Origin of the sequence: Pseudomonas monachiensis (assembly GCF_047345015.1) — a bacterium.
Taxonomy (GTDB): Bacteria; Pseudomonadota; Gammaproteobacteria; order Pseudomonadales; family Pseudomonadaceae; genus Aquipseudomonas; species Aquipseudomonas monachiensis.
Window position 1 is genome coordinate 5,823,853 of sequence record NZ_CP178857.1, and the last position, 12,930, is coordinate 5,836,782.

At 59.9% G+C, this 12,930-nt stretch carries 8 protein-coding genes and 2 pseudogenes; 7 read left to right on the plus strand and 3 right to left on the minus strand.

The features are described 5' to 3' along the window. Nucleotides 1–113: 113 nt before the first annotated feature. Genes ftsX through ftsY form a run of 3 tightly spaced genes read right to left on the minus strand, consistent with a single transcriptional unit; the run spans nucleotide 114 to nucleotide 3,306 of the window. Complete coding sequence (gene ftsX, locus ACMDB8_RS26265) at nucleotides 114–1,136, minus strand: permease-like cell division protein FtsX (protein ID WP_409078154.1); 1,023 nt, start codon at nucleotides 1,134–1,136, stop codon at nucleotides 114–116. Further along, entirely contained in the window at nucleotides 1,133–1,804 is a 672-nt protein-coding gene (ftsE, locus tag ACMDB8_RS26270; protein ID WP_007975383.1) for a cell division ATP-binding protein FtsE, read from the minus strand. The genes ftsX and ftsE overlap by 4 nt, the downstream gene beginning before the upstream one ends. Then, nucleotides 1,801–3,306 (minus strand): signal recognition particle-docking protein FtsY, encoded by a 1,506-nt coding sequence (gene ftsY / locus ACMDB8_RS26275; protein ID WP_409078155.1) that lies wholly within the window; start codon nucleotides 3,304–3,306, stop codon nucleotides 1,801–1,803. Before ftsY ends, ftsE begins: the two co-directional genes overlap by 4 nt. A gap of 344 nt (nucleotides 3,307–3,650) precedes the next feature. Here ftsY and ACMDB8_RS26280 point away from each other — a divergent pair, with 344 nt between their 5' ends. The 7 genes and pseudogenes from ACMDB8_RS26280 to ACMDB8_RS26310 all read left to right on the plus strand — a co-directional run bounded on the left by ACMDB8_RS26280 (nucleotide 3,651) and on the right by ACMDB8_RS26310 (nucleotide 12,922). Next, complete coding sequence (locus tag ACMDB8_RS26280) at nucleotides 3,651–5,006, plus strand: M16 family metallopeptidase (RefSeq protein ID WP_056726476.1); 1,356 nt, start codon at nucleotides 3,651–3,653, stop codon at nucleotides 5,004–5,006. Further along, a complete protein-coding gene (locus ACMDB8_RS26285) occupies nucleotides 4,999–6,489 on the plus strand; it encodes a M16 family metallopeptidase (protein ID WP_409078156.1) in 1,491 nt (496 codons plus the stop codon). The genes ACMDB8_RS26280 and ACMDB8_RS26285 overlap by 8 nt, the downstream gene beginning before the upstream one ends. Beyond that, nucleotides 6,489–7,100, plus strand: a complete 612-nt coding sequence (rsmD, locus tag ACMDB8_RS26290; RefSeq protein WP_223541323.1) for a 16S rRNA (guanine(966)-N(2))-methyltransferase RsmD — start codon at nucleotides 6,489–6,491, stop codon at nucleotides 7,098–7,100. Before ACMDB8_RS26285 ends, rsmD begins: the two co-directional genes overlap by 1 nt. Nucleotides 7,101–7,217: 117 nt before the next feature. After that, nucleotides 7,218–8,543: pseudogene (locus ACMDB8_RS26295) on the plus strand (M16 family metallopeptidase); the annotation flags it as partial. A gap of 30 nt (nucleotides 8,544–8,573) precedes the next feature. Continuing rightward, nucleotides 8,574–9,899, plus strand: a pseudogene (locus tag ACMDB8_RS26300) (M16 family metallopeptidase); the annotation flags it as partial. Nucleotides 9,900–10,137: 238 nt separating this feature from the next. Continuing rightward, entirely contained in the window at nucleotides 10,138–11,484 is a 1,347-nt protein-coding gene (locus ACMDB8_RS26305) for a M16 family metallopeptidase (RefSeq protein WP_409078157.1), read from the plus strand. Continuing rightward, nucleotides 11,477–12,922 (plus strand): M16 family metallopeptidase, encoded by a 1,446-nt coding sequence (locus ACMDB8_RS26310; protein WP_409078158.1) that lies wholly within the window; start codon nucleotides 11,477–11,479, stop codon nucleotides 12,920–12,922. Before ACMDB8_RS26305 ends, ACMDB8_RS26310 begins: the two co-directional genes overlap by 8 nt. Nucleotides 12,923–12,930: the final 8 nt, after the last annotated feature.

Below are 12,930 nucleotides of genomic sequence, written 5' to 3' on the forward strand. Positions count from 1 at the left end.
AACCTCCGACTTACAAACTCGTGCAGTTCAGCACTGCGAAAATTGACCGGAAACCGAAAGACAAGTTCCCTAAAACCCAAAAACGCTGAAAGGTCAATACGAGCAAAATGATACTACTTAGGCGCAAGCTCCCTCAGGTGGCGTGCGACTGCAATCCATGCACCGATATACCCCAACAGCACCGCGCCAAGCAAGAGAGACAGACCGTCGGCAACTGGCACTCCAGCCAGTGCAAAATCACTGCCGTACAAACCGGCCAGCCCTACCACCGCGTCGTTCAGCCAATCAAGGCCGAACGCCAGGACGCCCCAGGACAGAATCCCCGCACCGAAGCCATACAACGCGCCCATATACAGAAAGGGCCTGCGCACATAGCTGTCAGTGCCGCCAACCAGTTTAATCACTTCTATCTCTGTGCGGCGGTTTTCAATATGAAGACGAATGGTATTGCCTATCACCAAAAGTAATGCAGAAACCAGAAGCACGGTCAGACCGAAGACAAAACGGTCACCCAGCTTGAGGATGGCTGCCAGACGCTCGACCCAGACTAAATCAAGTTGCGCCTGTTGTACCTTCGGTAACTCGGATAGTTTTTGTCTTAATGCTTCAAGGGCCGGCTTGTCGACTTCGTTCGGCGTCACCAGGACCACGCCCGGCAGCGGGTTCTCCGGCAATTCCTTGAGCGCCTCGCCCAGCCCGGACTGTTGCTGGAACTCTTCCAGCGCCTGATCCCGGCCAACATATTCGGCCTCGGCGACGCCAGGCATGCCCTTGATCTGATCGCGCAGAGATTCACCTTCGGCCGGCTTGGCCTCAAGGTCCAGATACAGGGAAATCTGTGCCGCACGCTGCCAGGAGCCACCGAGGCGCTCGACGTTACTTAGCAAAAGTGACAGCCCCATGGGCAAACTCAGGGCCACCGCCATCACCATGCAGGTGAAGAAACTGCCGATGGGCTGCTTGCCCAGGCGGCGCAGGCTGTCCACCAGACTGGCACGATGACTTTCGATCCAGGCGCGGAACAACGTGGCAAAGTCCGGCCCGTCGTCATCATCGCGTTTTTTCTTTTGCGGCTGCGGATCGGCGGCCTTCGGGGCCACACGCTCGGAAACCTTGGGGCTACGTGTTGCGCTCATACCGCGGCCTCCCCGTCACCGATCAATCGACCGCGTTGCAACGTCAGCATGCGATGGCGCATGCGGGCGATCAGGGCCAGGTCGTGACTGGCGATCAGCACGCTGGTACCCAGGCGATTGATGTCTTCGAACACGCCCATGATCTCGGCGGCCAGACGCGGGTCGAGGTTACCGGTCGGTTCATCCGCCAGCAGCAAGGCCGGACGATGGACGATGGCGCGGGCGATGCCGACGCGCTGCTGCTGACCGGTGGACAGGTCGCCCGGGTACAGATCGGTTTTATCCGACAGCGCCACGCGCTCCAGTGCCGAGTCCACGCGCTTGGCGATCTCGGCCTTGGACAGCCCCAGGATCTGCAAAGGCAGCGCGACGTTATTGAACACCGTGCGATCGAACAGCAACTGGTGATTCTGGAACACCACGCCGATCTGCCGGCGCAAGAAAGGAATCTGCGCGTTGCTGATGGTGCTCAGGTCTTGCCCGGCGAGCAGCAGCTTGCCGCTGGTCGGGCGCTCCATCGCCAGCAACAGGCGCAACAGCGTGGATTTACCGGCGCCGGAATGGCCGGTGACAAACAAGAACTCGCCACGACGGACTCGAAAGCTCAGCTCATGCAAGCCGACGTGACCGTTCGGGTAGCGCTTACCGACCTGTTCGAAACGAATCATGAACGCTCCCGTTCGGCAAACAATGCCTGGACAAAGGGTTCTGCTTCAAAGGTACGCAAATCATCGATGCCTTCGCCGACGCCAATGTAGCGGATCGGCAGGCCGAATTGCTTGGCCAGGGCGAAAATCACCCCGCCCTTGGCGGTGCCGTCGAGCTTGGTCAGCGCCAGGCCGGTCAGTTCGACGGTCTGGTTGAATTGCTTGGCCTGGTTGATGGCGTTCTGGCCGGTGCCGGCGTCAAGCACCAACAGCACTTCGTGCGGGGCGTCGGCGTCGAGCTTGCCGATCACCCGACGAACCTTTTTCAGCTCTTCCATCAGGTTGTCTTTGGTGTGCAGGCGGCCGGCGGTGTCGGCGATCAACACATCGATGCCACGGGCTTTGGCGGCCTGCACGGCATCGAAGATCACCGAGGCCGAGTCGGCGCCAGTGTGCTGCGCGATCACCGGGATCTTGTTGCGCTCACCCCAGACCTGCAATTGCTCCACCGCCGCGGCACGGAAGGTATCGCCGGCGGCGAGCATGACTTTCTTGCCTTCCAGCTGCAGTTTCTTCGCCAGCTTGCCGATGGTTGTGGTCTTGCCGGCACCGTTGACGCCGACGACCAGAATCACGAACGGCTTGTTCTGCGAGGTGATTTTCAGCGGCTGCTCGACAGGCTTGAGCATCGCTGCCAGCTCGGCTTGCAGGGATTTGTACAGGGCATCGGCGTCGGCCAGCTCCTTGCGCGCAACCTTCTGCGTCAAACGCTGAATGATCACCGAGGTGGCTTCAACACCAACGTCGGCGGTCAGCAAACGGGTTTCGAGGTCTTCGAGCAGCTCGTCATCAATAACCTTTTTGCCCAGGAACAGGCTGGCCATGCCTTCGCCGATACTGGCGCTGGTCTTGGACAGGCCCTGCTTGAGGCGGGCGAAGAAACCGGCTTTGGTTTCTTCGGTGCGTACCAGCTCCGCCGGAGCTTCAACGGGTACCGCGATCGGCTCAGGAATCGGAGCGGGTGCCGGTGCTTGAGCAACCGGAGCAACGAATACCGGAACCTCTGGCTGGCTGACAACAGGCACAGGCTCGGCTACGACGGCTGGCTCAACAATAGGTTCGACCACAGGCACATGAGCCGGTGCAGGCGTAAACGCTACCGGAGCCGGAATCGGTGGTGTCACGTGAGGAGCCAGGTCATTTTCGACCAATGCCACGGGTTCTTCGGCCACCGGCAGGGTCAACCACGGCTCGGCCGTCGGGGCCAACGGCTGTTCGGTGACGATTTCGCTGACGGGTTCGGGAGCGGCTTCAACCTTGGGTTGCTGCAACGGCTCGGCAATCGGCAAAACAACCGACGCGGGCGCTTCTTCTATTACCGGGACCGGCGTCGGCGCTGGTTCAGGAATGGCTTGTGGCTGTTCGACGACGGGTTCCTGCGGCTTTTTGCGCAGCCATCCGAACAGGCTTTTTTTCTCGCCAGCCGCAGCTGGGGTCTTCTTGTCGTCGTTGGAACCAAACATGGAGGACGGCTATCTCACGGTAGCGACGCGCCAATGGCGCCCCGGCAAATAAATATTCGATGCAGAACAGACTGCGATTGACCCAGCTTGTTCACGCGCAACATTTTGTCGAGGTGCTCAACGGCACCTCAAAACTCGACTAATACGAAGGACTGGAACGGCATCGTCGGCGAAAACGCAGAGTTTAGCTGACAAACTCAAAGTTTCTGCCGGTAACCCATACAACCCGCAGGCCAATCAAAGGCCTGATAGGCGTGGCCGCCAGTAAAACGGATCAGTATCCTAGCACCTCCTCGCCCGCCTAGGCTAAGACCAAGCGGGCAGCCCCAAAGGTTTGAAAACGAATGAATGCTCTTGCCCGCCGCGCCGCAGGCCTGCTGCTCAGCACAGTTTGCCTGCCCCTTTCGGCCTTGGCTGCCGACCCGCAACCCACCCACGAATTCACTCTCGACAATGGCTTGAAGGTGGTCGTGCGCGAAGACCATCGTGCGCCCGTGGTGGTTTCCCAGGTCTGGTACAAGGTCGGCTCCAGCTACGAGACGCCGGGTAATACCGGTTTGTCCCACGCTCTGGAGCACATGATGTTCAAGGGCAGCGAGAAAGTCGGCCCCGGCGAAGCCTCGCTGATCCTGCGCGACCTCGGCGCCGAAGAGAACGCATTCACCAGTGACGACTTCACCGCGTACTACCAGGTGCTGGCCCGTGATCGCCTGGGCGTTGCCTTCGAGCTGGAAGCCGACCGCATGGCCAGCCTGCGCCTGCCGCCCGACGAGTTCGCCAAGGAAATCGAGGTCATCAAGGAAGAACGTCGCCTGCGTACCGACGACAAGCCGATGGCCAAGGCCTACGAGCGCTTCAAGGCCATGGCCTACCCGGCCAGCGGCTATCACACGCCGACCATCGGCTGGATGGCCGACCTTGAGCGGATGAAGGTCGAAGAGCTGCGCCACTGGTACGAAACCTGGTACGTGCCCAACAACGCTACGCTGGTGGTGGTTGGCGATGTCACTCCGGACGAAGTCAAAACCCTGGCCCAACGCTATTTCGGCCCGATCGCCAAGCGTGATGTGCCCGCCGCAAAAAAACCGCTGGAACTGGCCGAACCAGGCGAGCGCCAGATCACTCTGCACGTACAGACCCAACTGCCCAGCCTGATGTTGGCCTTCAACGTGCCGAGCATCGCCACCGCCGAAGACAAGCGCCTGGTCAATGCCCTGCGTCTGATCTCGGCGCTGCTCGACGGCGGCTACAGCGGGCGCATCCCGACGCAACTGGAACGCGGAGAAGAACTGGTGTCCGGCGGCTCGTCGAGTTACGACGCCTACACCCGTGGCGACAGCCTCTTCACTCTGTCGGCATCGCCAAACTCGCAGAAACACAAGACCATCGCCCAGGCGCAAGCCGGTTTGTGGAAGCTGCTCGACCAGTTGAAAACCACGGCGCCAACCGCCGAAGAACTGGAACGCGTACGCGCACAAGTCATCGCCGGCCTGGTCTTCGAGCGCGACTCGATCACCAGCCAGGCCACCGCCATCGGCCAACTGGAAACGGTCGGCCTGTCATGGAAACTGATGGACACCGAACTGGCCGATCTGGAAAGCGTCACGCCGCAAGACATCCAGAAAGCCGCCAAGCTGTACTTCACCCGCGAACGTCTCAGCGTCGCCCATGTATTGCCTCTGGAGACGACTCATGAGTGAGCGTAAACCCTCCCGCCTGGCCCTGATCGGCCTGGTCGCCGTCGCCGTTATCGGCTCCGCCGCGTTCTATCTGTCGCGCTCCGGTGAAACCAATGCCAGCGAAGCCCTCGACAAGGCCAAGGCCAGCCAGAAACTGCAATCGCTGACCGAACTCAACGGCAAGGCACCGCAACACCGCAAGCTGGACGTGCAGACCTGGAACACCGCCGAAGGCACCAAGGTGCTGTTTGTCGAAGCCCATGAGCTGCCGATGTTCGACATGCGCCTGATCTTCGCTGCCGGCAGCAGCCAGGACGGCGATGCACCGGGCGTGGCGGTGTTGACCAACGCCATGCTCAACGAAGGTGTGGCCGGCAAGGACGTCGGTGCCATTGCCCAGGGCTTCGAAGGCCTGGGTGCCGATTTCGGCAACGGCGCTTATAAGGACATGGCAATCGCTTCGCTGCGCAGCCTGAGTGCCAAGGACCAGCGCGAACCGGCCCTGAAGCTGTTCGCCGAAGTCATCGGCAAGCCGACTTTCCCTGCCGACTCGCTGGCCCGCATCAAGAACCAGATGCTCGCCGGTTTTGAATACCAGAAACAGAACCCCGGCAAACTGGCGAGCCTGGAACTGATGAACCGCTTGTACGGTGATCACCCGTACGCACACGCCAGCGATGGCACGGCGAAAACCGTCCCGGCGATAACCCAGGCACAGCTGCGTGTTTTCCACGAGAAAGCCTACGCAGCCGGTAATGTGGTGATCGCGCTGGTCGGCGACCTGTCCCGCGCGGAAGCTGAAGCGATTGCCGCCCAGGTTTCCAGCGCCCTGCCCAAAGGCCCGGCCTTGCCGAAAATCGCGCAACCGGTCGAGCCCAAGGCCAGCGTCGGCCATATCGAGTTCCCGTCCAAGCAGACCAACCTGATGCTTGCGCAACTGGGCATCGATCGCGACGACCCGGACTATGCGGCGTTGTCCATGGGTAACCAGATTCTCGGTGGCGGCGGCTTCGGCACCCGCTTGATGAGTGAAGTGCGCGAAAAGCGTGGCCTGACTTACGGCGTGTATTCGGGCTTCACCCCGATGCAGGCACGCGGCCCGTTCATGATCAACCTGCAAACCCGTGCCGAGATGAGCGAGGGCACCCTGAAACTGGTGCAGGATGTACTGGCCGACTACCTTAATACCGGCCCGACCGAAAAAGAGCTGGACGACGCCAAGCGCGAACTGGCCGGCAGCTTCCCGCTGTCCACCGCCAGCAACGCCGATATCGTCGGTCAGCTGGGCGCCATCGGTTTTTACAACTTGCCGCTGAGTCACCTGGAAGACTTCATGCAACAGTCCCAGGCCTTGACCGTCGAGCAGGTCAAAGCCGCCATGAACAAACACCTGAGTACGGACAAGATGGTCATCGTCAGCGCTGGCCCGACCGTGCCGCAAAAGCCGTTACCGGCCCCTACTGATAAACCTTCCGAGCAGCCGCTCGGGGTTCCGGAGCATTAATGGCCCACCCTAAAAAACCCGCCAAAAACGTCCACAACGGCGTAAACCAGTTGCGCATCATCGGCGGTGAATGGCGCAGCCGCAAGCTGAGCTTCCCCGACGCCCCGGGCCTGCGCCCGACGCCGGACCGAGTGCGTGAAACCCTGTTCAACTGGCTCGCACCTTATGTACCCGGTGCCAAGGTACTCGACCCGTTCACCGGCAGTGGCGCGCTGTTCCTCGAAGCCCTGTCCCGCGGCGCAGCCATGGGTCAGGCGCTGGACGCCAGCAGCATCGCGGTGTCCAGCCTGAAGGAACACCTGGGCACATTGCGTTGCACCAACGGCCAGGTCCAGACCGCCGACGCCCTGCGCTACCTGGAAACCCAGACCGCAACGGCCTACGACCTGGTGTTCCTTGACCCGCCGTTCAACCAGGACCTGCTGCCCACCGTCTGCAAGTTGCTCGAAGAGCGCCAATGGCTGGCCGAAGACGCCTGGGTGTACACCGAAAGCGAGTCGGCGCCGTCGACCCTGGGCCTGCCGGAGAACTGGCGCCTGCACCGGGAACAGAAATCCGGGCGCGTGTATTACTCATTGTGGCAGCGCAGCACTGAAAACCCTGCCGAGTAAAGCGCACGGGCAGGCCGATGGCTTGCCCGGCACCACGGTGGCTTCTTAAAACGCAACACATCTGAGGTGGCTTGTTCCTCTGCTCCTGGATCATCGTTGACGTGCGAAATGTCTCGCATGGATGCAATGAATAACCAATGGATGAACAAGCCAATGACTGAACGAACTCCAACCCCTACGCATGAGTGCACTCTCGAAAATGGCCTGAAGATCATCGTTCGCGAAGATCATCGAGCACCTGTGGTGATCTCCCAGCTCTGGTACAAAGTCGGTTCCAGCTATGAACATCCGGGGCAATCGGGGCTATCCCACGCCCTGGAACACATGGTGTTCAAGGGCAGCAATAAAACCCGACCCGGTGAAGCATCGATAATATTGCGCAGCCTCGGCGCTGAGGAGAATGCCTTCACCAGCGACGACGCTACCGTTTATTACCAGTTGCTGTCCCGCGACTACCTTGGCGTGGCCTTCGAACTCGAAGCCGACCGCATGGTGAACGCACACCTGCCAGCCGAAGAGTTCAATAAAGAGATCGAAGTCATCAAGGAAGAACGCCGCCTGCGTGTCGACGACAGCTCGATGAGCAGGGCGCGAGAACTCTTCTCTACCATCACTTTCCCCAGCAGCGGCTACAGAACGCCAACCATTGGCTGGATGGCCGATCTTGAGCGCATGAAGATCGAAGAGCTGCGTCACTGGTACCAATCCTGGTATGCGCCGAACAATGCCACGCTAGTTGTGGTGGGTGATGTGACACAGGAAGAGGTCGTCACTCTGGCCCAGCGTTGGTTCGGGCCGATCCAAAGTCGTGACATCCCCCCAGTCAAGATTCCGCTGGAACTGGCAGAGCCAGGCGAACGCAGGATTACAGTGCACACACAGACCCGGGAACCGGAAATACTCATGGCGTTCAACGTGCCCGGTATAGCCACCGCCGAAGACAAACACGCGGTAAACGCCTTGCGGCTGATTGTGTCCCTGCTTGATGGTGGTTATAGCGCCCGTATCCCGGCGCTATTGCAACGTGGTGAAGAGCTTGTCTCCTTTGCGTCCTCGTACTACTCCCCCTACACCCGAGGCGACAGCTTGTTCACCTTGTCAGCGACACCTAACGTCCGGAAACACAAAACCATAGAGCAGGTTGAAGCCGGCCTGTGGCGACTGCTCGAACAGCTCAAAACCACCGCGCCTTCTGCTGAAGAAATCGAGCGGGCGCGCGCTCGAGCGATCGCTCAACTGGTCTACCAACGAGACTTGATCAACAGTCAGGCTCACACCATCGGACAGCTGGAAACAATCGGCCTGTCGTGGAAGCTGATGGATACTGAACTTGCCGGTCTGCAGGAGGTAACTGCCGAGGACATCCAGAAAGCGGCCCACACATTTTTCACCCGCTCTCGCGTGAGTGTTGCCCATGCCTTGCCCGAGGAAACAACTCATGAGACTGACGGTCCTGATGGCCCCAACCTGCCGGTGGAATCACTGGCGATGCTCGACGGCAAAGTACCGAGCTCCCGCAAACTTGACGTACAAACCTGGAACACAGCCAACGGTGCCAAGGTGCTGTTTGTCGAAGCCCATGAACTGCCGATGTTCGACATGCGCCTGACCTTCGCCGCCGGCAGCAGCCACGACGGCAACGCACTCGGTCTGGCGCTATTGACCAACGCCATGCTCGGCGAAGGAGTGGCCGGCAAAGACGCCAGTGCCATTGCCCAGGGCTTCGAAGACCTTGGCGCCAATTTCGGCAACGACACTTATAACGACATGGCAGTCGCTACGCTGCGCAGCCTGAGTGCCAAGGACAAGCGCGAGCCGGCCCTGAAGCTGTTCGCTGAAGTCGTGGGCAAACCAATCTTCCCGGCCGACTCGTTAACCCGCATGAAGAATCTGATATTCACCCATTTCGAATATTACAAGCAGGACCCCGGTAAATTGGCGAACCTGGAACTGATGAGCCGCTTGTATGGTGATCATCCGTACGCTCATTCCAGCTACGGCACGGCGGAAACCGTACCGGCGATTACTTTGGCGCAACTGCGTACTTTCCACGAGAAAGCCTATACAGCCGGTAACGTTGGGATCGCACTGGTCGGCGACCTGTCCCGCGCGGAAGCCGAAGCGATTGCTGCCCAGATTTCCAGCGCCCTGCCCAAAGGGCCAGCCTTGCCGAAAATCGCGCAACCGGTCGAGCCCAAGGCCAGCGTCGGCCATATCGAGTTCCCGTCCAAGCAGACCAACCTGATACTCGCGCAATTGGGCATCGACCGCTACGACCCGGATTACGCGGCGTTGTCCATGGGTAACCAGATTCTCGGTGGCGGCGGCTTCGGCACCCGCTTGATGAGCGAAGTGCGCGAGAAACGCGGCCTGACTTACGGCGTGTATTCGAGCCTCACCCCAAAGCAGGTGCGTGGCCCGTTCATGATCGAACTGCAAACCCGCGCCGAAATGAGCGAAGGCACCGTGAAACTGGTGCAGGACGTGCTGGCCGACTACCTTGAGAACGGCCCGACCGAAAAAGAGCTTGACGATGCCAAGCGCGGATTGGCCGGCAGCTTCCCGCTGTCCACCGCCAGCAACGCCGATATCGTCGATCAACTGGCGGTCATCGGCTACTTTAATTTGCCGTTGAGTCACCTGGAAGACTTCATGCAACAGTCCCAGGCCCTGACCGTCGAGCAGGTCAAGGCCGCCATGAACAAACACCTGAGCATGGACAAGATGGTCATCGTCAGTGCTGGCCCGACCGTGCCGCAAAAGCCGTTACCGGCCCCTACTGATAACCCTTTCGAGTAACCGCTGGGGGTTCCGGAACATTAATAATGGACCCACCATCAATTGTTTCCTGTCCCTTGCGGACCGGCTGTGGTGCACGGTATTTCCAGACAAGCTGCGAGCAACGCACCTCTGATTCCCGCGAGACGACCACCCCAAACCGGTCGTGAAGTGCACTACATAGTTACCGCCTGACGTCCTTACGGATCATCCACAGTGGTTTGCGCAATTAACTGCAAACCACTGAGGATGAACACGGATGAACATCTCATGCAGCACGCTTGTGCTGCCCTTCATCGCCTGGCTGCCGCTCATGGCCAGCGCGGCGACCCCCCCTGCGACGCAAGACTTCGTACTGGATAACGGCCTCAAGGTTGTCGTGCGCGAGGACCACCGCTCCCCCATTGTCACCGCCCAACTCTGGATCAAGGTCGGTGCAAGCTACGAACCGCCCGGCCAGTCGGGCCTGTCCCACGCCCTCGAACACATGGTCTACAAAGGCAGCAGCAAGGCCTGCGCCGGAGAGTTCGAGGCGATACTGAAGAAGATTGGCGCCAGTGAAAACGCCGTAACTTACACGGACTACACGTCGTTTCACCAGACACTGCCCTCTGCCCGGACAGGTGTTGCTTTCGAAATACTGGCTGACCTGATGAGTACGGCCGAGCTCAATGAACAGGACTTCACTCCGGAGCTCAAGGTCATTCAGGAAGAGCGCCGGATGCACGTTGATGATGGAATCATCGCTTCGGCTCGCGAGCGACTGAACAGCATTGCCTACCCGGCCAGCGGCTATCGCACCCCGACGATTGGCTGGATGCACGATTTGCAACGCATGAACGCCGTGCAATTGCGGCAGTGGTATCAGGCCTGGTATTCGCCAAACAATGCGACGCTGGTGGTGGTTGGCGATGTAACGCCTGAGCGGATCAAGGCCCTTGCACAGCAGCACTTCGGCCATCTTGAGCGGCGCGCGACACCCGTGGCCCATGCCCCCGTCGAGCTGGCTTCTGCCGGTGAACGGTCACTGACCCTGTATGCACCGATAGCTTCCCCACGCCTGATCATGAGCTTCAACGCGCCAAGCCTGGCCACGGCACCGGATCGTCGGACCGCCCATGCCCTGCGCCTTCTTAATATGTTACTGGCCGGATCCAGTAGCGCGCGGATCAAACAACAACTGCAACTGAGCGAAGCGATATTCACTGAGGCCCGCTCAGAGTACGACGCCTTCAATCGTGGTGATTCGTTGCTGACCATCAGCACACAGCTCAACCCGGACAAGCTCAATGATGCTGACGAAGCCCTTGCCCGCCTGTGGCAAGTGATCGAATCACTGAAGAACAAGGCACCGGAACCGGCGGAGCTGGAACGCGCGCAAAATCTCCTGATCGCTGACACCGTTTATGCGCAGGACGATCTGGAAGGGCAGGCCAACACCTTGGGCCTGCTGGAAACCATCGGCCTGGACTGGCGGCTGGCCGATCAGGATACGAATGAGTTGAGCAAAGTTACGCCCCTGGAGATTCAGGAGGTGGCAAAGACGTACCTGACGCGTGATCGCCTGACTACCGCGAAAATCTTGCCGGAGAAAAACAATGGATAAGTTCAAAGGCCTCATCAATGGATTGATCCTGGCCGGCATGCTGTTGAGTACCCAGGCCCCTGCCGCTGCAACCACGGCGCCCCGGAAACCAGCGCTGCAATCGCTCAATGAACCCCAGACTCCGACGACCCACCGCACACTGCCGATCAAGGGTTACAAAACCCTCGGCGGAACGAAGATCCTGTTCATCCGCATCCCCGGCCTGCCGATGTTCGATGCCCTGGTGAGCTTTGCCGCCGGCAGCGCCCTCACACCAGATCAACCCGGCCTGGCTGCGCTCACCTATGGCCTTTTGAATGAGGGTGTGGCTGGCAAGGACGTCAATGCCATACAGGCGACGTTCGATAATCTGGGGGCAAGGATGGACATGGGTATCAGCCAGGACCGGACCTGGCTTTCCCTGCGTAGCCTGAGTGACGAATCACGGCGCACTCCAGCCCTGGAGCTGTTCGCCCAGGTACTCGGCAAGCCGCTGTTGCCGGAAGAATCCCTGCCTGAGGTGAAATCCCAATTTCAGTACTTTCTGGACCTTGAAGATCAGTCCCATGCCGCTCAAGCCCGAGAAGCCAATCTCGGCCAGATGTTTCCCGGCCACGGTTATGCTCAGTCCCTCTATGGAACCCGGGCCGGGCTTACCTCCATCACCCGCACCCAGGCGCAAGACTTTCATCGCCAGGCTTATGCCGCGGGCAATGCCCAGATCACACTGGTCGGCGACCTCACCGAGGAAGAAGCCCAGCGCATCGGTGCGCAGATATCAGCGGCCTTGCCCCTGGGACCGGCCATTGCCGCGATCCAGCCAGTGACAAGCCCAGGCGCTCCAGGTCTGCTGCGCATTGAGCGACCATCGACCCAGGCTTACCTGCGTCTTACCCAGCCAAGTGTCCTGCGAAGCAGTCCGGACTATGTCGCGCTTTACATGGCCAGCAGTATTTTCACCAACCGACTGATGAATGAACTTCGTGAGCGCCGAGGCCTGACCTACCACGTTGAAGCCGGCCTTTCAGCTCTTCAGGCACAGGGGTGGCTGACCGTTCAATTGCAGGCCCCACCAGAGCAGGCCGATGCCGTGCTGGCCCATATCAAAACAATGTTCAGCGACTTCCTCGCCCAAGGGCCGACCCAACAGGAACTTGACGACATCCAACAGCAACTGGCCGGTAGCTCACCGTTGAACAGTGCTACCAACGCGCAGATCCTGAAGCGATTGCAAATCATCAGCGCCCACGATCTGCCGCTGGACCTCGATTTTTCCACGCAAGCGGCCTTGAAGCTGGACCTCGCTTCAATCAAAAGCGCGCTCAACCGGCATCACCACGCCGACCAATGGCGCGTTGTCATTCTGGGGCCGAAGACAGATCAACAACCGCTGCCAGCTCCGAGCGAAAGCGCAACCAATGCCATGTGTCGCATGCCTGGCGAGATTGTGGCAAGTTAGACAGCAGC

Bases quoted from the DNA above. Each gene is read 5' to 3' on its own strand.
- ftsX (WP_409078154.1), bottom strand. From the start codon at position 1,136: ATGAGCGCAACACGTAGCCCCAAGGTTTCCGAGCGTGTGGCCCCGAAG.
- ftsE (WP_007975383.1), bottom strand. From the start codon at position 1,804: ATGATTCGTTTCGAACAGGTCGGTAAGCGCTACCCGAACGGTCACGTC.
- ftsY (WP_409078155.1), bottom strand. From the start codon at position 3,306: ATGTTTGGTTCCAACGACGACAAGAAGACCCCAGCTGCGGCTGGCGAG.
- ACMDB8_RS26280 (WP_056726476.1), top strand. From the start codon at position 3,651: ATGAATGCTCTTGCCCGCCGCGCCGCAGGCCTGCTGCTCAGCACAGTT.
- ACMDB8_RS26285 (WP_409078156.1), top strand. From the start codon at position 4,999: ATGAGTGAGCGTAAACCCTCCCGCCTGGCCCTGATCGGCCTGGTCGCC.
- rsmD (WP_223541323.1), top strand. From the start codon at position 6,489: ATGGCCCACCCTAAAAAACCCGCCAAAAACGTCCACAACGGCGTAAAC.
- ACMDB8_RS26305 (WP_409078157.1), top strand. From the start codon at position 10,138: ATGAACATCTCATGCAGCACGCTTGTGCTGCCCTTCATCGCCTGGCTG.
- ACMDB8_RS26310 (WP_409078158.1), top strand. From the start codon at position 11,477: ATGGATAAGTTCAAAGGCCTCATCAATGGATTGATCCTGGCCGGCATG.